Here is an 18792-nt window from a genome sequence, read left to right on the forward strand (position 1 = left end):
TGACGCACTTCCCGTTCCCCTGGTACCCCCCACACCGCCCCGCACGCACGGCACCCCCCACTTCACGGCCGGCGTGCGGGGCCACCCCCTCACCACCCACAAGGAGACCCGCATGCGCACGCGTCACAAGGCCGTACGGATGACCCTGCTCGGCGCCGCCCCTCTCGCGCTCACCGTGCTGACCGCCGCACCGGCCGGGGCGCACGGCTCCATGACGGACCCGGTCAGCCGGGTGTCCGCCTGTTTCGCGGAGGGGCCGGAACATCCGCGCTCGGCCGCCTGCAAGGCGATGGTCGCAGCGGGCGGCACCCAGCCGCTCTACGACTGGAACGAGGTCAACATCGGCGACGCCGCCGGACGTCACCGCCGGATCATCCCGGACGGCAAGCTGTGCAGCGCCGGCCGCGCCAAGTACAAGGGGCTGGATCTGCCGCGCGCCGACTGGCCGGGCACGAAGCTGGCCCCGGGCAAGCACACCTTCCGGTACCGGGCGACCGCACCGCACCGCGGCACGTTCGAGCTGTACCTCACGAAGGACGGCTACGACCCCGGGAAGCCGCTGAAGTGGTCCGATCTGGAGGCCAAGCCGTTCGCCAAGGTCACCGACCCCACGCTGAAGGACGGGAGCTACGTCTTCGACGGCACCGTCCCGAAGAAGTCCGGCCGCCACCTCGTGTACAGCATCTGGCAGCGCTCGGACAGCCCTGAGGCCTTCTACACCTGCTCGGACGTGGACTTCGGCGGAAAGGGCGCGGGGACGAAGGCACTGGCCGCCCCTGAACTGGACGCCCCCGCACCAGATGCCCCCGCACCGGCCGCGTCCGCTCCCAGCGACCGGCAGATAGCCGAGGGGGCCGGGAAGTCGACGGTCGACCACGGGGGTCACGGCGGTGACGGCGGTGACGGCGGTGACGGCCACGGCGAGCACGGCCGGGCCGGGGCCGGAGGCGCCGGAGCGGGGGACCCCGGTGCCGGGAACGAGCCCGGGTCCGCGGTGAAGGCGGCCAACGCCCCGGCCGCCCAGGGCGGGCGCCTTGCCGAGACCGGCGGCGGCGACCGTACGGCCGTGCTGGCCGTCACGGGCGCCGGCGTCCTGGCAGCCGGTTCCGCCACCCTCTTCCTGGCCCTGCGGCGACGCTCGGCCCGCAACCACGCCTGAAACCGGACGGCAGGTCGGCAGGTCGGCCGGTCGGCCGGGCGATCAGGCGCCCGGGCGCCCGGCGGTCAGCCGTCGCGCCCGGGGCCCGTCCGCCGGAGCCATACGTCCGGCGGGCCGACCGGCACCACGACCGGAGCGTGCCTCCGCGGCGGCCGCTCCGCCCCGCGGGCGTCCTTCACGTCCGCCTCGCCGGGGTGGACGACCATGACGGGGCCGCGGGCGTGCCGGAGGCAGTGGCGGCTGACCGAGCCGTGGAGGAAGCGGTGCCACAGCCCGTGGCTGCCCGCCCCGAGCACCAGCATGTCCGTGTCGTGACGGGCGCTGGCCACCAGGGCCGGTCCGGGCTGCGCGCGGATGACCCGCGGGGCCACCCGCAGGCGGAAAGGCGCGGCGCCGAGCGCCCTCTCGCACGTCTTCGCCAGAGCCCTGCGGGCCTGTGCCTCCCAGTGCGCACGGACGTCGGCCGGCGCGGGCTGCAAGGCGTCCGCCGCCTCCCCGCCCGGCGGCGACCAGGCCAGCACCGGGCACAGGGCCGCGCCGTGGCGGGCCGCCTCCTGCGCGCCCTGCCTCAGCGCGGCGACACTCCCTGCCGAACCGTCCACGCCGACCACGACGCGCTCCACCGTTCCGGACATGCCATCCGCCTTCCTCGGGATTCCGCTGAATCCGCTGATCCGCTGTACGGCAACGTGGTCCACGCTAGGAAGCGCCCGCCGGATACGTATCGTCCGAATGGGTGGCAAATCGGGCAATAACCCCCTCCAGTCGGAGGGGGTCCGTTCGACGGACCGGGAAATCCCGTCCCCGGGATCGGGAAATCCCCTCCCGGAGGGTGCCGCCGGCCCGCCCGGGAACCGCAGTCTTGGACGAGACCGGTGACGAGACGAGTGACGACCGGTAACGAACACGGAACCCGGGAGGCACGTGTGGCGCGGGACGACGAGCAGCACACCGGGCGGCTCTGGACGGTGCGGATCACCTCGGACCGGTATCCGCAGCCGGGGCCCATGGCACTCCGGTGCTCCGAGCCCGGATGCCGGCCCGACCCCGTCCCGCTGCCGTCCGCCACGGCCGCCCGTACGGCCGCGGCGGGCCACCTCGCCTCCCACGGGCACACGGCGGGCCCGGTGCCGCAGGCGACCGCGTGCCGCTGCGGCACGGACGGCTGCTCGTGGCACGCCCGGTCCGTCCCGGGGTGCGAGGGGCGGGCGGTCCGGCAGGTGATCACCTATACCTGCGCGGGCCGGGTGTGGCGCCTCGCCGAGATGTGCGCGCAGTGCGCCGGGGCAATACCGGACGCCCGGATACTGCGCCCGCTCAACAGCCACGCCGGCAACCCGCCCGGCATCCAGCCCGACCCGACCGCGATCCCGCCCGCCACTGTGCCGCCACCCGGCGTGCAGTACGCCGGGCCCGTCGTCGTTCAGACCTGGTAGCGGTCCGGGGCGAAGAGGTGCAGGTGGTCCCGGACCCAGTCCGAGGTGCGGGCCAGGCCCTCCTCCAGTTCCACCCGGGGCCGCCACCCGGCCCACTCCCGGGCCCGGCTGTTGTCCGACAGCAGCCGTTCCACCTCACTGCCGGCGGGCCGCAGCCGCGACGGGTCCACCACGACCTTCGCGTCCCGTCCGGAGGCCCGGACCAGCGACTCGGCGAGGTCTCCGATGGAGATCTCCCGCCCGGTGCCGAGGTTGACGGCGTGCCCCACGGCCCGGTCGCAGTCCGCGAGCGCCAGGAAGCCCTCGGCGGTGTCGGTGACGTAGGTGAAGTCGCGCGTCGGCGTCGTGGATCCCAGCCGGATCTCCTCGGCCCCGGAGTGCAGCTGCGCGAGGATCGTCGGGATCACCGCGCGCGCCGACTGCCGCGGCCCGTAGGTGTTGAAGGGCCGCACGACCGTCACCGGCAGCTCGAAGGAGTGCGCGTAGGACAGGGCCAGCATGTCCGCGCCGATCTTCGAGGCCGAGTACGGCGACTGCGGCTGCAGCGGGTGGTCCTCGCCGATCGGCGCGGTCAGGGCCGTGCCGTACACCTCGCTGGTCGAGGTGTGCACCATGCGCCGCACCCCGTGGCGGCGGCAGGCCGCGGCCACGTTCTCCGTACCGGCCACGTTGGTCTGCACGTACGCCTCGGGCGACGCGTAGCTGTACGGGATGCCGATCAGTGCCGCCAGGTGGAAGACGGTGTCGCACCCGGCCACCGCGTCCATCACGCGCCCGGGGTCGCGGACGTCACCGGCGAGCGTCTCCACGGGCGAGCCGGGCCCGAGGTAGCGGGCGAGGTGCCCGCGCTCGGCGTACGGCTTGTAGTGCACCAGGACCCGCACCCGCGCCCCGCGCTCGACGAGCAGGTCGACGAGCGTCGAGCCGATGAATCCCTCGGCCCCGGTGACCAGCACGCTGCGGCCGGCCCAGTCGCCGGTGGTGTTCAGGTCGGTGATCATGCGTGATTCCTCTCGACAGCCTGGAACGGAAAAGGGTTGACGGGGGCGCGGCCCGCCAGGCGCAGCACCCATGCGGCCATGAGGTCGGCCGCGAGCGCGTGGGTGCCCGGGTGCGCCGCGGCGCCCATCGCGGCGAGCCGGCCCGGATCGCAAAGCAGCGGATCGATCAGGGCGGCGAGCCGTTCGCCGGTGGCCTCGCCGTCGGGGAGCAGCAGCCCCGCGCCGGCGTCGGAGAGCACCCGCGCGTTGTGCGTCTGGTGGTCGTGGGGCGCGTGCGGGTACGGGACGAGCACCGCGGGCATCCCCACGCTCGACAGCTCCGCCACCGTCGCCGATCCCGCGCGGCACACCATCACGTCGGCGGCCGCGTAGGCGAGGTCCATTCGGTCGAGGTAGCCCACCGCGGTGGCCACCCGGTCGCCGCCCTCGGCGGCCAGGCGGGCCCGTACCCGCTCCAGCGCATCCGGCCCGGTCTTGATCACCAGATGGACGTCCGGCCGCCCGCGCCACCGAAGGGCCAGCTGCAGCGCCGCCTCCGTCAGGCGCGCCGCGCCCAGGCTCCCGCCGTTGAACAGCACCACCCACGCGTCGTCCGGCACGCCGAACCAGCGGCGGGCCTGTCCGCGCAGGGCCGCCCGCCCGGCCCGGTCGAGCCCCGCGACATCGCTGACCAGCGGCATGCCCACCGTCTCCGCACGCACGGACGTACGCGCCGGCAAGTGCTCGCGGGTGCGGTCGAAGGCCAGCGCCACATGCGGGGTGAGGGTCGCAGCGAAACGGTTCGCCCTGCCCGGCACCGCGTTCGACTCGTGCACCAGGACCGGTCGGCGCGCCATCCGCGCCCCCAGCACCGCGGGCGCACTGGGATAGCCGCCCATGCCGACGACGACCTGCGCACCCTGGCCCTCGATCACGCGCTGCGCCTGTCTGCCGGAGCGCACGAGGTCGGCGGGGAGCAGGTACCGGCGGGCCCCGAGGGAGGAGTCGAAGGGGATCATGTCCACGGTGTGGAGCCGGTATCCCGCATCCGGTATCAGACGGGTCTCCAGACCGCGTTCCGTACCGATGAAACTGATGACGGCGTGAGGCACTGCTCTGCGGAGCGCGTCGGCGACCGCCAGCCCGGGGTAGATGTGCCCGCCGGTACCGCCTGCGCCGATGACCACCGAAAGGGTGTCGTCTGCTGTAGCCATGGCCGCAGCCTGACGAAATGCTTTAAGAGCACCCTAAGAAAGAAAGCCGGTCACCGGTGGCCTGCCTCTGTTCGGCATCCGCACTTCCGGCCTGAAATACAATCTTCCGGTGAACGAGAACCTGCCGCCGTGCCCCGAGTGCTCCAGCGCCTACACCTACGAGATGGGCGTGCTCCTGATCTGCCCCGAATGCGGGCACGAGTGGTCGCCCGCGGCCGCCGAATCCGCGGACGGTGACCAGGAGAACGTCATCAGGGACTCGGTCGGCAACGTGCTCGCCGACGGCGACACCGTCACGGTGGTCAAGTCCCTCAAGGTCAAGGGCAGCGCGACCGGCATCAAGGCCGGCACCAAGGTGCGCAACATCCGCCTCGTCGACGGCGTGGACGGCCACGACATCGACTGCAAGATCGACGGCTTCGGCGCCATGCAGCTCAAGTCCGGCGTGGTCCGCAAGGCCTGACCACACCACAACTTGCTCACTGCATGCGTGTGACTCACTGCATGCGTTGCACATTCCACAGCGGCAGTCCTTCGAAGAAGGCCACCGCCTCCTCGCGCCAGTGGGGCCGCCAGCCGGAGGCTTCCGCGGCGGCCTCCTCGGCGTAGCGGCGCATGCCGGCCCGGAGCGCGTCGTCCACGCCGTGCTCCAGGGCGATCTTGCGGATGCGGTCGACCGTCCCGGCCGTGCAGCGGGGGTCGCCGAGCGCGGACTCCACCAGGCTGCGCTCCGCGGCGGTGGCGGCGGCCAGGACGGCGCGGAGGGCGTAGCTGCGGCGGCCCGACCGGATGTCGGAGCCCGGGGACTTCCCGGTGACGCTCTCGTCGCCGAAGAGGTCGAGGTAGTCGTCGCGCATCTGCCCGCTGATGCCGGCCGGTGTCGCGTAGCGGCGCAGCCGCTCGTCGTGCTCGGCCAGGTTCTCGCCGGCGGCCAGCAGCCCCAGCCTCAGCGGGGCGAGGATCGAGTACCGGGTGGTCTTGTACTCGCAGACGGTGTGCAGCAGGTCCTCGGACGGCAGCGGCTCGAAGTCGCGTTCCAGGTCGGTGATCTGGCCCGCGACCGTCTCCGCCCCCGCACGCAGCTGCACCCCCAGCATGGCCTGCTTGATCTCCGCGGGGGCGTCCGCCTCCAGCAGGACGTGCATGGACAGGAAGGACGCGAGGTCTCCCGCCAGCACGGCGAGGCCCAGCGCGGTCCCGTCGTCGCCGGGGAACTCCCGGCGGTAGGCGTAGTACGTGGACGGGCCGCCGCGGCGTACGGGCGCGTCGTCGATGATGTCGTCGTGGACCAGGCCGTGCGTCTGGAGCAGTTCGATGCTCAGCGCGGCCTCCTCCAGGCCGGGCGGCCGCTCGTCGGTCACCAGCCGTGCCGCCTCGTACAGCAGGGCGACCCGCAGGCGCTTCCCGCCGCGCAGGGAGAGGTCCCGCAGGAGTTCCAGGCAGCGGGGGGTGAAGCGGCTGAGCGCCGGGGTGTCGAGGTTCTCCGCGAGGGCGTCGAAGTACGCCTCGAAGCGGGTGTCGAACCGGTGCCGGCAGCCGGCGACTCGCCGCTGGGCGGCGGCCGCGATCGTTTTGTCCATGGGCCCACCCTTTCAGCAGGCCGGCCGGGGCGGACGAGGGGGCGGCCCTATCATCTCAGTGGCCCGGCGCCCGGCTGCCGAACGCCGGGCCCACCAGCGTTCTTTCGGCGAAAGGCCAACGGGGAATTGCGCAAGAAAAGCAAGGTGCGTATATCCGCCGTCGCGGTGTGTACCGCGGCGGCGATCGCGGGGGGTCTGCAGATCTCGCCCAGCGCGTTCGGCACCGACGAGAAGGAGCCGGAGGCCGCACGCCCGGCCGTGGCTCCGGCGAGCACGGGGGCGGACGCGTCCGCCCCGGAGAACGAATCCGCCTCGGAGGACTCCGGCACCTCCGACACCGACGGGACGCCCTTCAAGGACGGCGTCATGTCCCTGAACACGGCGGTGCCGCACGCGCCGAGAGCGGCTGCGGCCGCCGCTGCGCCGCCCCAGGGGGAAGGGTGGAAGCTCTCCGGCGCGACCAGGATGCTGCCGACCGGCTACACCATCAAGTTCTACGACCAGAAGTCCGTGGACTGGCTGGCCCGCTACGTCCAGGCGTCGGCCGCGGACCTGCAGCGCGTCACGAGCCTGCCCGTCACCGTCGACACCAGGCCGGTGGGCTGGGACTATTCCCGGCCCAAGGGCGAGGTGGTCATCGGCCTCCTGAAGCGCCCGTGCATCCCGCCCGCGGACAACGGCAGCAAGGGGTGGAAGATCGTGCGCGACGGATCGGGGGTCAAGAACCTCAGCTGCGGATTCACCGCCTCCTCCGTCCCCGGGACCGTGACCAGCGGGCACGCCTACATCGACACGGAGTTCTTCACCGCGGACGGCAAACCCCTGCCGGCCTGGGGCGAGCCGTACATGCGCAACCACATCAGCCACGAACTCGGGCACACGCTGGGGCTGACGCATGCGAATCGCAGCGCGGCGCGGGGCGATTGCGTCAAGGGCACCGACTCCGGCGAGAAGCCGGTCATGTGCACGCCGACCTATGCGTACCAGGACAAGCGCGCGGGCACCTACGTCCAGCAATTCGACGTACAGGGCCTGCGTTTCCTCGCCGCCGGTGCCGGCGCGGCGCTGTCCCCGCAGGGCAGGGTGACCGGGCTCGGCGGCAAGTGCCTCGACGTCAAGGGAGGGAGCGCGGCCAACGGCACGCAGATCCAGCTCTCCACGTGCAACGGCGCAGTGGCGCAGTCATGGATCCTGGGCAAGGACGGCACGTTCCGGGCGCTGGGCAAATGCCTGGACAACGCGCGCAACGCCGGCACTGACGGCAACAAGATCGACCTTTACGACTGCAACGGGCAGCCGTCGCAGCGGTGGTCGGTCGATGCGAAGGGCCGGATCGTGCACGTCGCATCGGGCAAGGTCCTCGACGTGACCGGCGGCAAGACCGCCGACGGCACGAAGGTCCAGCTCTTCACGGCGAACACGAACAAGCGCCAGGTCTGGGTCACCCCGAAGTAGCATCCGGCGGCTCCGCCACCGCGTCAGGCGGGACCCGGCCGCAGCCGGGTCCCGCCTGACGGCCGGCTCGCAAGCGTTAGTGCTGGCTGTTGAGGAAGCCGATGACGACGGCTCCCCACCAGCAGATCTGGGAGACCAGGGCAGTGGCTCCGCCCCAGGCCAGGAGGCGCGGTGCGGGCGCGGCGGACGGCTGCTCGGCCATGCGCTTGTTGAGGAGGCCCGCCTGCAGGCCGTTGAGGCTGAGGAGGAGCACCAGCACCAGCTTGACGGCGGTGAGGGTGGAGGACGGGCTGGGGTGGAGCAGCATGCCGCTGAGGACGAGGCCCACGAGACCGGCCCAGATGGGCAGGTGCAGACGGCCGGCGCTGCCGAGGGCCTCCTGGAGGCTGCAGCGGCCCGTGATCCACAGCAGGCCGTAGTAGTCGGCGACGAGTACGGCGCCGAAGCCGAGGACGAGGCCGGTGAGGTGGACGAAGAGGGCGGCGGTGTGAAGCGTCGCGTCGGCCGTCAGGTGGAAGGAGATCCACACGCAGCCGGCCCAGACCGCGCACAGCATCAGCGCGGCACCGGCCACCGTCCACCAGGAGTCGTACAGGCCGAGCGGCCGTGCGTGACGTGCGCCGGAGGTGAGGGTGCGGGTCGGTTCAGGCGGGCGGACGACGGACAGGGGCGTCTCGGACGGAAGAGCAGACACGCAATTCTCCATGGCCTCGAATGTGTCCGGCTTGTTGCCGGAATGAGACCTTCTTTTCTGAATGGCAGAAATCGATCAATGCCATCGGCGTCCCGGCTCCGTCGACTTCTTCGACGTGGTGCCGGGGAAAGCCGGGCTCGGCACTCGACAAACCTGAACACTCTCGTGGAGAAATCGCAAGCTTTGCAGGTCACGGGCGGAATCCGCGCCTATTGATCCATATCCGTTCCGGCCTGATTGCAGGTAATTCGATCGCGGAATGGTGATCGCTATTCTTCGGAATGTGGGACACGGCACATTTCCTGAGCGCGTGAGCGCATGGCTGCGGAGTGTGTGAGCGCATATGTACGGAGGGCTGCGGGCCCGCCCTCGCGGACAGGCCCGCAGCCCCCGTGGAATCAGCCCCTCAGCGGCCCTTCACATGTGAAGTCCGCCGATCCCGCGGGGCGGTCCGACCAGAGGTCGACCTTGCCGAAGGAGCAGTTCATGTCGGCGAAGTTGTTGGTGCCCTTCTTCGTGCGGTCGAGGATGAAGTAGTCGACCGTCCCGGACATGTCCTTGAAGACCAGGTCGGGACTGCCCGGGCTGTTCAGGTTGGCGGTGATGCGGCCGGTGCAGGTGAAGCGGGGGCGTTCCGGGGCCTCATTGGTGCGGCATTCGGGCGTGATGCCGGTGGTGGCCTTGAAGGAGGCGCGGACCGTGGCGGGGTGGCCCGCGTCCAGCCCGCCGACGGGCCGGAACGACGTGCTCGGCACGTACAGGTTCTTGACCTTGGCGATCTGCTGGTCGAGGAAGGTGTCGTACGCGCGCTGCAGGCCGCCGTCCCGGCCGAGCCGGTCCCGCCAGGCGTCGAATCCCGCGACGTCGTTGTCGCGGAGGTGGCCGTACATCTCCCTGAGCAGCGAGGGGTGTTCGCTCCACAGGAACTCGAAGAACGTGCCGGCGTACGAGTAGAAGCGGAATCCGTCCCGGTCGTACTCCGCGTGCAGCAGCTCGTACACGCTCATGCGCGGCTTGGTGCCGCCCGCCGTGTCGTTGATGATGCTCTGGACCAGGGACTTGCGGACCCTGATGCCCTCGCCCCGGGTGGCGCCGTCGAAGAACTCGGCCGTGCCCTCGTCCATCGCCGTGGTGCGGTCGCCCTGGTACCAGGGGCCCTCGCCGAAGAGCCCGGGGACGGCCCAGCGGCCGTTGAGGTAGTGCGTGTACTCGTGCCGGAACAGCTCCTCCAGCGTGAGCGTGGAGTCCTGGGGGACGCGCCGCTCGTACGTGTAGAAGGTGGCGCCGTTCTCGATGTAGATCCCGCCGTTGTTGGTGCCCATGCCCGTCAGCAGCGGGTGGTAGACCTCGTAGTCGGCGCGCGAGGCGTACAGCACGATGTTGAGCGTGGTGTTGGTGTCGCCCGCCAGCGGCTGCTCGGTGCCCAGCACCCGGTGGAACTGCGCCTTGACCTGCTTGCTCGCGTAGTAGAGGCGGTCGACGGTGGCGCGGGGCAGGGCCGTGCGGACCTTGATGCCGCCGTTGTCGTACGTGTAGGTGGACGGGAAGATGCGGCGCTCGATGTCGGCCTTGCACACCCCGTACTGCTTGCAGGCGTCGAACGCGATCAGCCAGGTGACGACCTTGGCCCAGGGCTCGCTGCCCTCGCCGAAGTTGCCGGTGGTGGTGGCCAGCAATCCGCCGAGGGCGGAGGTGATCTCGCTCCTGAGCGCGTCGATCTGGCCCATCCGCCCGTACTCCCCGACGGCGTCGCGCACCACCCAGGCGTTGGACGTGCCCTTGAGGTGGGTGTAGCCGGCGAAGGCCTTGAAGGCCGCGCGGTAGGAGGTGTCGGCGGCGACGGCGGCGTGGAAGGCGGCGTCGTGGTTGCCCGGGTAGACGCCCAGGTAGTTGAGGGAGAGCGCGGCGAGCGCGGCGCCGGCCCAGGAGGTGTCCTTGGCGGTGCCGGGGTGCTCGGCGTCCATGGTGGCGAGGACGCGCTTGATGAGCGGCAGCTGGTGCTGGCGCAGGCCCGGGGCGCTGGCGGCGTAGAGGGCCTCGCGCAGGGTCTCGGCGTTGGTGCGGGTGACGTCGAAGGTGTGCGCGGCGGTGCCGAAGGCGGACACGGCCCGGCGCATGGCCTCCACGGTCGGTGCGTCGGTGACGTCGATCTCGGTGCGCGAGAAGTCGTGGTACGCGACGGCGTGGAGGTAGGTGAACATCTCCAGCAGGTGGCTGCCGTTCTTGCCGTCGTGCGCCGCGGCCAGGCCCTCGATCCGGCGGGAGACCGCCTGGACGTGCGCCCTCGACATGACCGGGGCCAGCCGCTGGTCCCAGGTCCACAGGGTCGTGCGCAGACAGCCGTCGGCGGTGACGGCCTGGTCGGCGAGGAAGTCGGCGAGCTGCTCGGGAGCGAGGCGCGTGATGCCGTCGAGCGTGCACGGAACGGCGGTGCCGCCGAGGGTGGCGCGGGGCGCTGCGGCCGTGGGCTTCGGCTTGGCCGTGAGAGCGCCGGGGACGCGGCCGTCCGTGAGGCCGCCGGGGGCGGTGGGAGAAGCACTGGCCGGCTTGGGCGCGTTGGCCAGCCGGGTGACCTCGTCGAAGGGGTTGGGCGTGGGGGTGTCCTGCCGCACGCCCGCCGCGGGGGCCGCGGCGGAGGGCCTGGGCGCGGGCGAGGGGGAGTCCGCGTGAACGGGCTGGACGGCGGTGGCGCAGAGCGCCGTGGCTATGGCGGTGGTGAGCAGGGATGCGCGCAGCGATCTGCGCAGCGATCTGGAGTGGGACACCGATGACTCCTGTGTGGGAGGTGTGGGTTGAGGCGCGCACGTGAAGGGAGCGGGTGCGCGCGACAACAGGGAAAAGTGCGGAGACAGTGGCGCAGGGGGTGATTCAACTGCCGTCTGACAGGCGGCGCGTGGGGGACTGCTGCTGCGCCATGTCATGCGTAACGTAGTAATGTGAAATGGTACTGACAACCCCTCAGACGCTACGGGTTGTCCGCGGCCGCGAAGTGGCAGGCCACCTCACGCGCCTCGCCGGGCGCGGCGACCCGCAGCAGCGGCGCCTCCGTCCGGCAGATCTCCTGCGCTTTGGGGCAGCGCGGGTGGAACGTGCAACCGGACGGGGGAGCCGCCGGGCTCGGAGGGTCGCCGAGCAAAGTGATCCGCTCGCGCGCCCGCTCGGCGACCGGGTCCGGCAGCGGCACCGCCGAGAGCAGGGCCTGCGTGTACGGATGGGCCGGGGCCGCGTACACCCGCTCCTTGTCGCCCACTTCGACGATCCGCCCCAGATACATCACGGCCACCCGGTTGCACACCCGCTTCACCACCGACAGGTCGTGGGCGATGAAGAGGTAGGCGAGCCCGAGTTCACGCTGCAGCCGCTCCATCAGATTGACGATCTGGGCCTGCACGGAGACGTCCAGGGCCGAGACCGGTTCGTCGGCGACGATCAGACGGGGGCCTGTGGCCAGCGCGCGGGCGATGCCGATGCGCTGTGCCTGACCGCCGGAGAACTCGTGCGGATAGCGGTCGATGTGCTCGGGGATGAGCCCGGTCATCTCCATCAGCTCCGCCGCCCGCTTGCGCGCGCCGGCCGCCGCCATGCCCTGCACCAGCAGGGGGTCGGCGATGATGCGGGCCACGGTCTGGCGCGGGTTGAGGGAGGAGTGCGGGTCCTGGAAGACCATCTGCAGGTCCTTGCGCAGCGGTTTGAGCTCGCGCCGCCCGAGCCGGCTGATGTCACGGCCGTCGTAGGTGATCGACCCGGTGGTCGGTTCCAGGAGCCGTACGATCATGCGGCCGGTGGTGGACTTGCCGCAGCCGGACTCGCCCACCAGACCCAGGGTCTTGCCCGCCGCCAGATCGAAGGAGACGCCGTCGACGGCCCGGACGGGCGCCGAGCGGCCTCCCCGCCGGCCCGGGAAGGTCATCGTCACGTCCCGTACGGAGAGCAGGGGGACGGAGGGAGGGGGGACGGAGGGCAGGGGCGCGGTGCCGGCGGTCATCGGGTGCCTCCCTGTACGCGGGCAGCGGTGTGCAGGGACAGGTGGCAGGAGACCAGGTGCCCTTGGGAGGGCCGGAGCTCTGGACGGACGCCGGCGCAGTGCGCGCGTTCCGCAGGTGTCGCGGCCGCGGCGCGCGGGCAGCGCGGCGAGAACGCGCAGCCCGGGGCCGGGTCCAGCAGCGAGGGAGGGCTGCCGGGGATGGCCCGCAGGGGCGCGTCGTCGCTGTCGTCGAGGCGGGGCAGCGAATCGAGCAGACCGCGGGTGTAGGGGTGGCCGGGGTCGGCGAACAGGGTGTCGACCGGGGCCTGTTCGGCCGCCCGCCCGCCGTACATCACGAGCACCTCCCGGGCCACGCGCGCGACGACGCCCAGATCGTGCGTGATCATGACGACGGCGAGTCCGCGCTGCTCCTGCAGGCGGGCGATCAGCTCCAGGATCTGCGCCTGGACGGTGACGTCGAGGGCGGTGGTCGGCTCGTCCGCGATGAGCAGGTCGGGCTCGCAGGCGAGGGCCATGGCGATCATCACGCGCTGGCGCATGCCGCCGGAGAACTGGTGCGGGTACTCACCTGCCCGCCGCGCGGGCTCGGGGATGCCGACCTCCGCGAGCATCTCCACGGCCCGCTTGCGGGCCGCCGCCCGGCGGGAGCCGAAGTGGACCCGGTGGTGCTCGGCGATCTGCTCGCCGACCGTGTAGTAGGGGTGGAGGCTGGAGAGCGGGTCCTGGAAGATCATCGCCATGCGGCGGCCGCGCAGCCGGTTGAGCTCGCGCTCGGGCAGGCCGTTCAGCTCCCGGCCGACGAGGGCGATGGAGCCGGTGACCCGGGCACCGGTGTGCAGCCCCATCACGGCCAAGGACGTGACGGACTTGCCGGAGCCGGACTCGCCGACGATGCCGAGCGTCTGCCCGCGGCGCACCGCGAAGCTCAGGGAGTCCACGGCCCGTACGTCCCCGTGCCGGGTGGGGAAGGTGACGGTCAGGTCCGTGACGGACAGCAGGGGCTGTTCCTCCGAGGCGGCCGGGCCGGCTGGGGCGGCTGGGTCGGTCGGGACGGCTTGGGCGGCCATCAGTACCTCACTCGCGGGTCGACGACGGCGTAGAGCAGGTCGACGGCCAGGTTGGCGACGACGATGAAGGCGGCCGCCAGGAGCGTGACGCCGAGGATGACCGGCTGGTCGCCGGTGGACAGCGCGCCGTAGAAGAGCCGCCCGATCCCCGGCAGCCCGAAGATCGACTCGGTGATGACGGCGCCCGCGAGCAGCCCGCCCAGGTCCATGCCGAAGAGGGTGAGGATCGGCGTCATGCCCGCGCGCAGCCCGTGTTTGACGACGACGGTGCGCCGCGGCAGACCCTTGGCGCGGGCGGTGCGGATGTACGGCTCCGCCATCGTCTCGATCATCGAGCTGCGGCTCTGGCGGGCGTACATGGCGGCGTAGAGCACGGCCAGCGCCAGCCAGGGCAGGAGCAGGTTGGACGCCCAGTGCAGGGGGTCGTCGCCGAGCGGTACGTACTGCGGGTAGGGCAGCAGCCCGGCCGTGCGGATCAGCCCGTAGATGAGCATCATCGAGGTGAAGTAGACCGGCAGCGAGGCCGCGGCGACGGCGCCGACCATCAGGGCGCGGTCGGTGAGGCTGTCCTTGCGCAGGGCCGCGGTGACGCCGGCGCTCAGGCCGAGCGCCAGCCACAGCACGGCCGCGCCCAGCGCCAGGGAGGCCGAGACCGGCAGGCGGTCCATCAGCAGGTCCCAGACGGCCTCGGAGTTCTCGTAGGAGTAGCCGAGGCAGGGGAAGGCGCAGTGCAGCGCGTATTGGCCGCTGCCCATGGTGCGGCCGGTGAAGATGCCGGTGACGAAGTCCGCGAACTGCCGCCACAGCGGCCGGTCCAGGCCCATGTGGGCGCGGATCGCCTCCAGGCGGTCGGTGCTGCAGGACTTGCCGCAGGCGGCGGCCGCGGGGTCGGAGGGCAGGACGTAGAAGACGGTGAAGGTGACGGCGGCGATGGCGACGAGCACGCCGGCGACGGCGAGCAGCCGGCGCCCGAGGTAGAGGGTCATGTGCGGCCGCTCCTCGGGTCGAGGACGTCGCGCAGCGCGTCGCCGAGGAGGGTGAAGGCGAGCACGGTGAGGAACAGGCAGGTGCTCGGGATGACGAAGTACATGGGATCCGTGTCGTAGAAGGCGACGCTCTCGGCGATCATCTGGCCCCAGGAGGGGGTGGGCGGGCGGACGCCGACGCCCAGGTAGCTCAGGGCCGCCTCGGTGGCGATCATGCCGGGGACGATGAGGGTGGTGTAGGCGATGACGGGCCCGGCGACGCCGGGGAGGATGTCGCGGGTGAGGATGCGCCAGGGCCCGGAGCCGCCGACGCGGGCCGCGTCGACGTACTCGCGGTGTCTGAGCGAGAGGGTCTGGCCGCGTACGACGCGGGCGACGCCGGGCCAGCCGAACAGGCCGATGACGGCGGTCATCAGCAGGATGCGGTTGACGTCCTTGGCCACCGACATCATCGCGATCATGAAGATGAGGGAGGGGAAGGACATGGTGAGGTCCATGAGGCGGGAGAGCACGGCGTCGGTGCGGCCGCCGAAGTAGCCCGCCGTGATGCCGGCCGCCGTCCCGGCGAGGACGACGATCGCGGTGGCGGTGAGGGCGATCAGCAGCGACACCTGGGCGCCGTGCACGACCCGGGCGAACAGGTCGCGGCCGGTGACGGGTTCGACGCCGAGCCAGTGGTCGGCGGAGATACCGCCCAGCGGGCCGAGGGGACGGCCGCCGAGGTAGGGGTCGACGGCCGTCTTGTCGAACTCCTCGGGCGACCAGCCGGCGAGCGAGCTCAGCAGCGGGGCGCCCGCCGCCATGAGCAGGAAGAGCGCGACGACGGCGAGGGAGACCTTGACGGCGGTGCGGCGGCGCAGTTCGGCGCGGGCCAGCTGCCAGGGGCCGCTGCCCGCGGGGACGGCCGCCGGGGCGGGGGAGGAGGCGGGCGTGGGCGTGGTGGTCATGGGGTGACGGCCCTCAGTCCCGGCTCTTGGCGGGGTCCTTGAGGCCGACCGTGGCGTAGTCGATCTGGCCGCCGAAGGAGGTGTGCCCGTACGCGCCCGCGATGTTGGTGCCCAGGACCAGCGGCCACCGCCGGACGAGCACCGGGACGGTCGGCGCCTGGGCGAGGATCCGCCCGTCCAGCTGCTGCCAGGCCTCGGCGGCCGCCTTGGTGTCCGTCATCGCGCCGATCTCGTCCATCCGCTTCATCGTCGCGTCGTCGCGGAAGAGGGAGTGGTTGCCGGAGTTTCCCTTCTCCTTGATGAAGCGGCCGTCGAAGACGAAGGGCAGGAAGGTGGAGCCGGAGGGGTAGTCGGGGCACCAGCCGGTGTAGACCATGTCGGTGCGGTTCTCGGTGTCGCCGATGGTGGCGTAGAAGGCCGACGGGTCCACGGTCTCGATGGTGACCTTGATGCCGGCCCGGCCCAGTGACTGCTGGACGGCCTCGGCCCGGCCCTTGTCGCCGGCCGATGCGGTGATCTTCGTGGAGATGCCGTCGGGCTTGCCCGCCTCCTTCAGCAGCTGCCTGGCCTTGTCCGCGTCGCCCGTGACGGGGATCTTCAGGGTGTCGGGCTGCTTGCCGCCGAAGAGGGACGCCGGCATGTACGCGGTCGACAGGTCGTTGAAGGCCGGGCCGCCGGAGGCGGTGAGGACGGCGTCCCGGTCGAGGGCGTACTGCACGGCCCGGCGGACCTTGGGGTCGTCGAAGGGCGCCCGCCCGGTGTGCATCTGGACCATGTCGGTGCAGTTGGTGGACTCGGCGAGCAGCCGCTCCCGCACCCGGGCGTCGGGCAGGACCTTGGCTGCGCTCTCGGGACGCAGGGCGCCCCAGGAGACGGCGGAGGCGTCGGCGCCCTGACTGGCTATCAGCCGGTCGTCGATCTGGTTGGCCTTGAGGCCCATCAGGACGACCAGTTTGTCCGGGTACGCCTTGCGGACCTCGTCCGTACCCGGGTCCCAGTGGTCGTTGCGGACGAGGACGAGCTTCTTGCCGCGCGCGTAGGAGTCGACTTTGTACGGGCCGGAGGAGAACGGCCGGTTGTCGTACTGCGGGCCCTTGTCCTGCGCCTGCGGTACGGGGGCGAAGGTCGGCATGACGGTGGCGTTGGGGAACTCGGCGAAGGGCTTGCGCAGTTCGAAGACGATGGTGCGGTCGTCCGGCGTCTTGACGGAGTCGAGGTGCCTGCCCTGGGCGGGGCCCCGGTAGCCCTCGGCGCCGGCGAGGTAGCGGGCGGCGTAGTCGGCGCCGCCGGGCAGGTCGGGGGAGAAGGACCGCTCGACGTTGTACTTGACGTCCTGCGCGGTGACGGGCGAGCCGTCCTCGTACTTCACCCCCTGTTTGAGGTGGAACGTCCACGTCCTGGCGTCGGCGGACGGCGTGCCCAGGTCGGTGGCCAGGTCGGGGACCAGCCCGCCGCCCTGGGTCCCGGGCGTGGCCTTGTACGTCACCAGGGTGCGGTAGAGCAGCCGGGTCCCGAAGTCCATGTCGTTCATGACCCAGTTGCGGGCGGGGTCGAGGTGGGTGAAGTCCTGGTTGGACAGCACCGTCAGCGTGCCGCCCTTCTGCGGAGTGCCGCCGATCGCCGTGCCCTCGTGGGCGGCGGCGGGGTTCTTGCCGTCCTTGCCGCCGGCCGACTGCTTCCCGCCGGAGCAACCGGCCGTTCCCAGGGCGAAGGAGGCCGCCAGCACGGCGGCCAGGGCAGTACACGTGCGCTTGTTCATCAGTGGTCACTCCGTGAACAGTCGAACAGCCGGACGGCTGAAATGTGACCCGTAACATAGTAATGTGAAATTGCACTGACAAGGCGTCAGTCACTCCGTTACCCACCTGTGTCCGAGGAGGAGTCCCGTGCAGGAACCCGCAGTTGCCGCGATCCGTACGGTCAGTCATGACCTGCCGGTTTCAGCCGAGTTCGAGGCGTTCATGGCGGAAGGCTGGGCGGCGACGCCGCTGCCCGCCGACATCCGGCTGCCCGTGGCGGACCTCGCCGCAGCGCGCCGCGCGAAGCTGTCGGCGCGCTTTCCCGGCGAGCGGTTGATCGTGCCCGCGGGCGAGTTCAAGGTCCGCTCCAACGACTGCGACTACCGCTTCCGCCCGCACAGCGCCTACGCCTGGCTGACCGGGCTCACCGGCGAGGAGCAGGCCGGTCACGTGCTGGTCCTGGAGCCCGACGGCCCGCACCGGCACGAGGCGGTGCTGTACGTGCGGCCGCGCTCGCCGCGCGCCGGCGAGGAGTTCTACCGCGACCGCCGCTACGGCGAGTTCTGGGTCGGCCGCCGCCCCGACCTCGCCGAGGCCGAGCGCCTGACCGGCATCCGCTGCGTGCACCGCGAGGACTACGACCGGCTGCCGCCGGGCCGCGACGCCTCCGGCGACGCCGAGCTGGCCGCCGCCTTGAGCGAGCTGCGTCTGGTCAAGGACGCCTGGGAGGTCGCGCAGCTGCAGCTGGCCGTGGACCACACCGCCGCCGGGTTCGAGGACGTCGTACGGGCGCTGCCCCGCGCCCTCGCCCACCCGCGCGGCGAGCGCTGGATCGAGGGCGTCTTCGGCCTGCGCGCCCGCGCGGAGGGCAACGGCCCGGGCTACGAGACCATCGCGGCCTCCGGCGCGCACGCATGCGTCCTGCACTGGATACGCAACGACGGCCGGCTCGACCCCCGCGAACTCCTCCTCCTGGACGCGGGAGTCGAGACCGACACCCTCTACACCTCCGACATCACCCGCACCCTGCCGCTGTCCGGACGCTTCTCGCCCGTCCAGCGGCAGGTCTACGAACTCGTCCTCGCCGCCCAGGACGCGGGCATGGCGGCCCTCAAGCCGGGGGCGAGCTTCCGCGACTTCCACCGGGCCGGGATGCGGGTCATCGCCGAGGGGCTCGCCGAGTGGGGCGTGCTCAAGAGCGCCGAGGGCGACTTCCACCGCCGGTACACCCTGTGCAGCAGCGGCCACATGCTCGGCCTGGACGTCCACGACTGCGCCCAGGCGCGGGCGGACGCCTACCTCGACGGCGTCCTGGAGGAGGGGCAGGTGCTCACCGTCGAGCCCGGGCTCTACCTCCAGCCCGACGACGAGACGCTGCCGGCCGAACTGCGCGGCATCGGCGTGCGGATCGAGGACGACCTGGTCATCACCGCCGACGGGGCCCGGCTGATGTCGCACGCGCTGCCCCGTACGCCCGACGCGGTCGAGGCGTGGATGGGTGAGCTTCTCGGGGGATAGGCCGCGAAATAGGCGGGGGCGTCAACCATCAG

16 protein-coding genes are annotated in these 18792 nt (G+C 71.8%); 5 read left to right on the forward strand and 11 right to left on the reverse strand.

Features of this window, described 5'->3' with window-relative positions; all coding sequences use genetic code 11:
- The first annotated feature begins 112 nt into the window (after positions 1 to 112).
- Positions 113 to 1159 (forward strand): lytic polysaccharide monooxygenase, encoded by a 1047-nt coding sequence (locus tag IE241_RS27720; RefSeq protein ID WP_190024590.1) that lies wholly within the window; start codon positions 113 to 115, stop codon positions 1157 to 1159.
- A 65-nt stretch (positions 1160 to 1224) separates the two neighbouring features.
- Here the strand turns inward: IE241_RS27720 and IE241_RS27725 are convergent, their stop codons facing one another.
- Positions 1225 to 1794, reverse strand: coding sequence for a universal stress protein (locus IE241_RS27725; protein ID WP_190024591.1), 570 nt, complete (start codon positions 1792 to 1794; stop codon positions 1225 to 1227).
- A gap of 291 nt (positions 1795 to 2085) precedes the next feature.
- Between IE241_RS27725 and IE241_RS27730 the strand changes: the two genes are divergently transcribed.
- A complete protein-coding gene (locus IE241_RS27730; RefSeq protein WP_190024592.1) occupies positions 2086 to 2595 on the forward strand; it encodes a hypothetical protein in 510 nt (169 codons plus the stop codon).
- Here the strand turns inward: IE241_RS27730 and IE241_RS27735 are convergent.
- Positions 2583 to 3596: an SDR family NAD(P)-dependent oxidoreductase gene (locus IE241_RS27735; protein ID WP_190024593.1), complete on the reverse strand. Its 1014-nt coding sequence runs from the start codon at positions 3594 to 3596 to the stop codon at positions 2583 to 2585. The genes IE241_RS27730 and IE241_RS27735 overlap by 13 nt on opposite strands.
- Positions 3593 to 4789 (reverse strand): UDP-N-acetylglucosamine--N-acetylmuramyl-(pentapeptide) pyrophosphoryl-undecaprenol N-acetylglucosamine transferase, encoded by a 1197-nt coding sequence (locus IE241_RS27740; protein ID WP_190024594.1) that lies wholly within the window; start codon positions 4787 to 4789, stop codon positions 3593 to 3595. The genes IE241_RS27735 and IE241_RS27740 overlap by 4 nt, the downstream gene beginning before the upstream one ends.
- A gap of 109 nt (positions 4790 to 4898) precedes the next feature.
- Here IE241_RS27740 and IE241_RS27745 point away from each other — a divergent pair, with 109 nt between their 5' ends.
- Positions 4899 to 5252 carry a zinc ribbon domain-containing protein YjdM gene (locus IE241_RS27745; RefSeq protein WP_190024595.1) on the forward strand — a complete coding sequence of 118 codons (354 nt, stop codon included), beginning with the start codon at positions 4899 to 4901 and terminating at the stop codon, positions 5250 to 5252.
- A gap of 34 nt (positions 5253 to 5286) precedes the next feature.
- Here IE241_RS27745 and IE241_RS27750 read toward each other — a convergent pair whose 3' ends face one another.
- Entirely contained in the window at positions 5287 to 6369 is a 1083-nt protein-coding gene (locus IE241_RS27750; RefSeq protein WP_190024596.1) for a polyprenyl synthetase family protein, read from the reverse strand.
- A 144-nt stretch (positions 6370 to 6513) separates the two neighbouring features.
- Between IE241_RS27750 and IE241_RS27755 the strand changes: the two genes are divergently transcribed.
- Positions 6514 to 7824 (forward strand): ricin-type beta-trefoil lectin domain protein, encoded by a 1311-nt coding sequence (locus IE241_RS27755; protein WP_229899897.1) that lies wholly within the window; start codon positions 6514 to 6516, stop codon positions 7822 to 7824.
- 76 nt (positions 7825 to 7900) lie between these two features.
- Here the strand turns inward: IE241_RS27755 and IE241_RS27760 are convergent, their stop codons facing one another.
- From IE241_RS27760 to IE241_RS27790, 7 genes are all read right to left on the reverse strand, one after another.
- Positions 7901 to 8518: a hypothetical protein gene (locus tag IE241_RS27760; protein ID WP_229899899.1), complete on the reverse strand. Its 618-nt coding sequence runs from the start codon at positions 8516 to 8518 to the stop codon at positions 7901 to 7903.
- 398 nt (positions 8519 to 8916) lie between these two features.
- Positions 8917 to 11283 carry a collagenase gene (locus tag IE241_RS27765; protein WP_229899901.1) on the reverse strand — a complete coding sequence of 789 codons (2367 nt, stop codon included), beginning with the start codon at positions 11281 to 11283 and terminating at the stop codon, positions 8917 to 8919.
- Positions 11284 to 11483: 200 nt separating this feature from the next.
- Entirely contained in the window at positions 11484 to 12503 is a 1020-nt protein-coding gene (locus tag IE241_RS27770) for an ABC transporter ATP-binding protein (RefSeq protein ID WP_190024598.1), read from the reverse strand.
- Positions 12500 to 13570, reverse strand: a complete 1071-nt coding sequence (locus IE241_RS27775) for an ABC transporter ATP-binding protein (RefSeq protein ID WP_190024599.1) — start codon at positions 13568 to 13570, stop codon at positions 12500 to 12502. The genes IE241_RS27770 and IE241_RS27775 overlap by 4 nt, the downstream gene beginning before the upstream one ends.
- A complete protein-coding gene (locus IE241_RS27780; RefSeq protein ID WP_190024600.1) occupies positions 13570 to 14556 on the reverse strand; it encodes an ABC transporter permease in 987 nt (328 codons plus the stop codon). Before IE241_RS27780 ends, IE241_RS27775 begins: the two co-directional genes overlap by 1 nt.
- Positions 14553 to 15503, reverse strand: coding sequence for an ABC transporter permease (locus tag IE241_RS27785; RefSeq protein ID WP_190024601.1), 951 nt, complete (start codon positions 15501 to 15503; stop codon positions 14553 to 14555). The genes IE241_RS27780 and IE241_RS27785 overlap by 4 nt, the downstream gene beginning before the upstream one ends.
- A 13-nt stretch (positions 15504 to 15516) precedes the next feature.
- Complete coding sequence (locus IE241_RS27790) at positions 15517 to 17262, reverse strand: ABC transporter substrate-binding protein (RefSeq protein ID WP_190024602.1); 1746 nt, start codon at positions 17260 to 17262, stop codon at positions 15517 to 15519.
- A gap of 127 nt (positions 17263 to 17389) precedes the next feature.
- Between IE241_RS27790 and IE241_RS27795 the strand changes: the two genes are divergently transcribed.
- Positions 17390 to 18760, forward strand: coding sequence for an aminopeptidase P family protein (locus IE241_RS27795; protein ID WP_229899903.1), 1371 nt, complete (start codon positions 17390 to 17392; stop codon positions 18758 to 18760).
- Positions 18761 to 18792: the final 32 nt, after the last annotated feature.

Source organism: Streptomyces hiroshimensis (assembly GCF_014650335.1).
In the GTDB taxonomy this organism is placed as follows: Bacteria; Actinomycetota; Actinomycetes; order Streptomycetales; family Streptomycetaceae; genus Streptomyces; species Streptomyces hiroshimensis.

What these genes read in the sequence shown, in the direction of transcription:
- IE241_RS27720 (WP_190024590.1), top strand. Translation starts at nt 113, where the DNA reads ATGCGCACGCGTCACAAGGCCGTACGGATGACCCTGCTCGGCGCCGCC.
- IE241_RS27725 (WP_190024591.1), bottom strand. Translation starts at nt 1,794, where the DNA reads ATGTCCGGAACGGTGGAGCGCGTCGTGGTCGGCGTGGACGGTTCGGCA.
- IE241_RS27735 (WP_190024593.1), bottom strand. Translation starts at nt 3,596, where the DNA reads ATGATCACCGACCTGAACACCACCGGCGACTGGGCCGGCCGCAGCGTG.
- IE241_RS27740 (WP_190024594.1), bottom strand. Translation starts at nt 4,789, where the DNA reads ATGGCTACAGCAGACGACACCCTTTCGGTGGTCATCGGCGCAGGCGGT.
- IE241_RS27750 (WP_190024596.1), bottom strand. Translation starts at nt 6,369, where the DNA reads ATGGACAAAACGATCGCGGCCGCCGCCCAGCGGCGAGTCGCCGGCTGC.
- IE241_RS27770 (WP_190024598.1), bottom strand. Translation starts at nt 12,503, where the DNA reads ATGACCGCCGGCACCGCGCCCCTGCCCTCCGTCCCCCCTCCCTCCGTC.
- IE241_RS27775 (WP_190024599.1), bottom strand. Translation starts at nt 13,570, where the DNA reads ATGGCCGCCCAAGCCGTCCCGACCGACCCAGCCGCCCCAGCCGGCCCG.
- IE241_RS27780 (WP_190024600.1), bottom strand. Translation starts at nt 14,556, where the DNA reads ATGACCCTCTACCTCGGGCGCCGGCTGCTCGCCGTCGCCGGCGTGCTC.
- IE241_RS27785 (WP_190024601.1), bottom strand. Translation starts at nt 15,503, where the DNA reads ATGACCACCACGCCCACGCCCGCCTCCTCCCCCGCCCCGGCGGCCGTC.
- IE241_RS27790 (WP_190024602.1), bottom strand. Translation starts at nt 17,262, where the DNA reads ATGAACAAGCGCACGTGTACTGCCCTGGCCGCCGTGCTGGCGGCCTCC.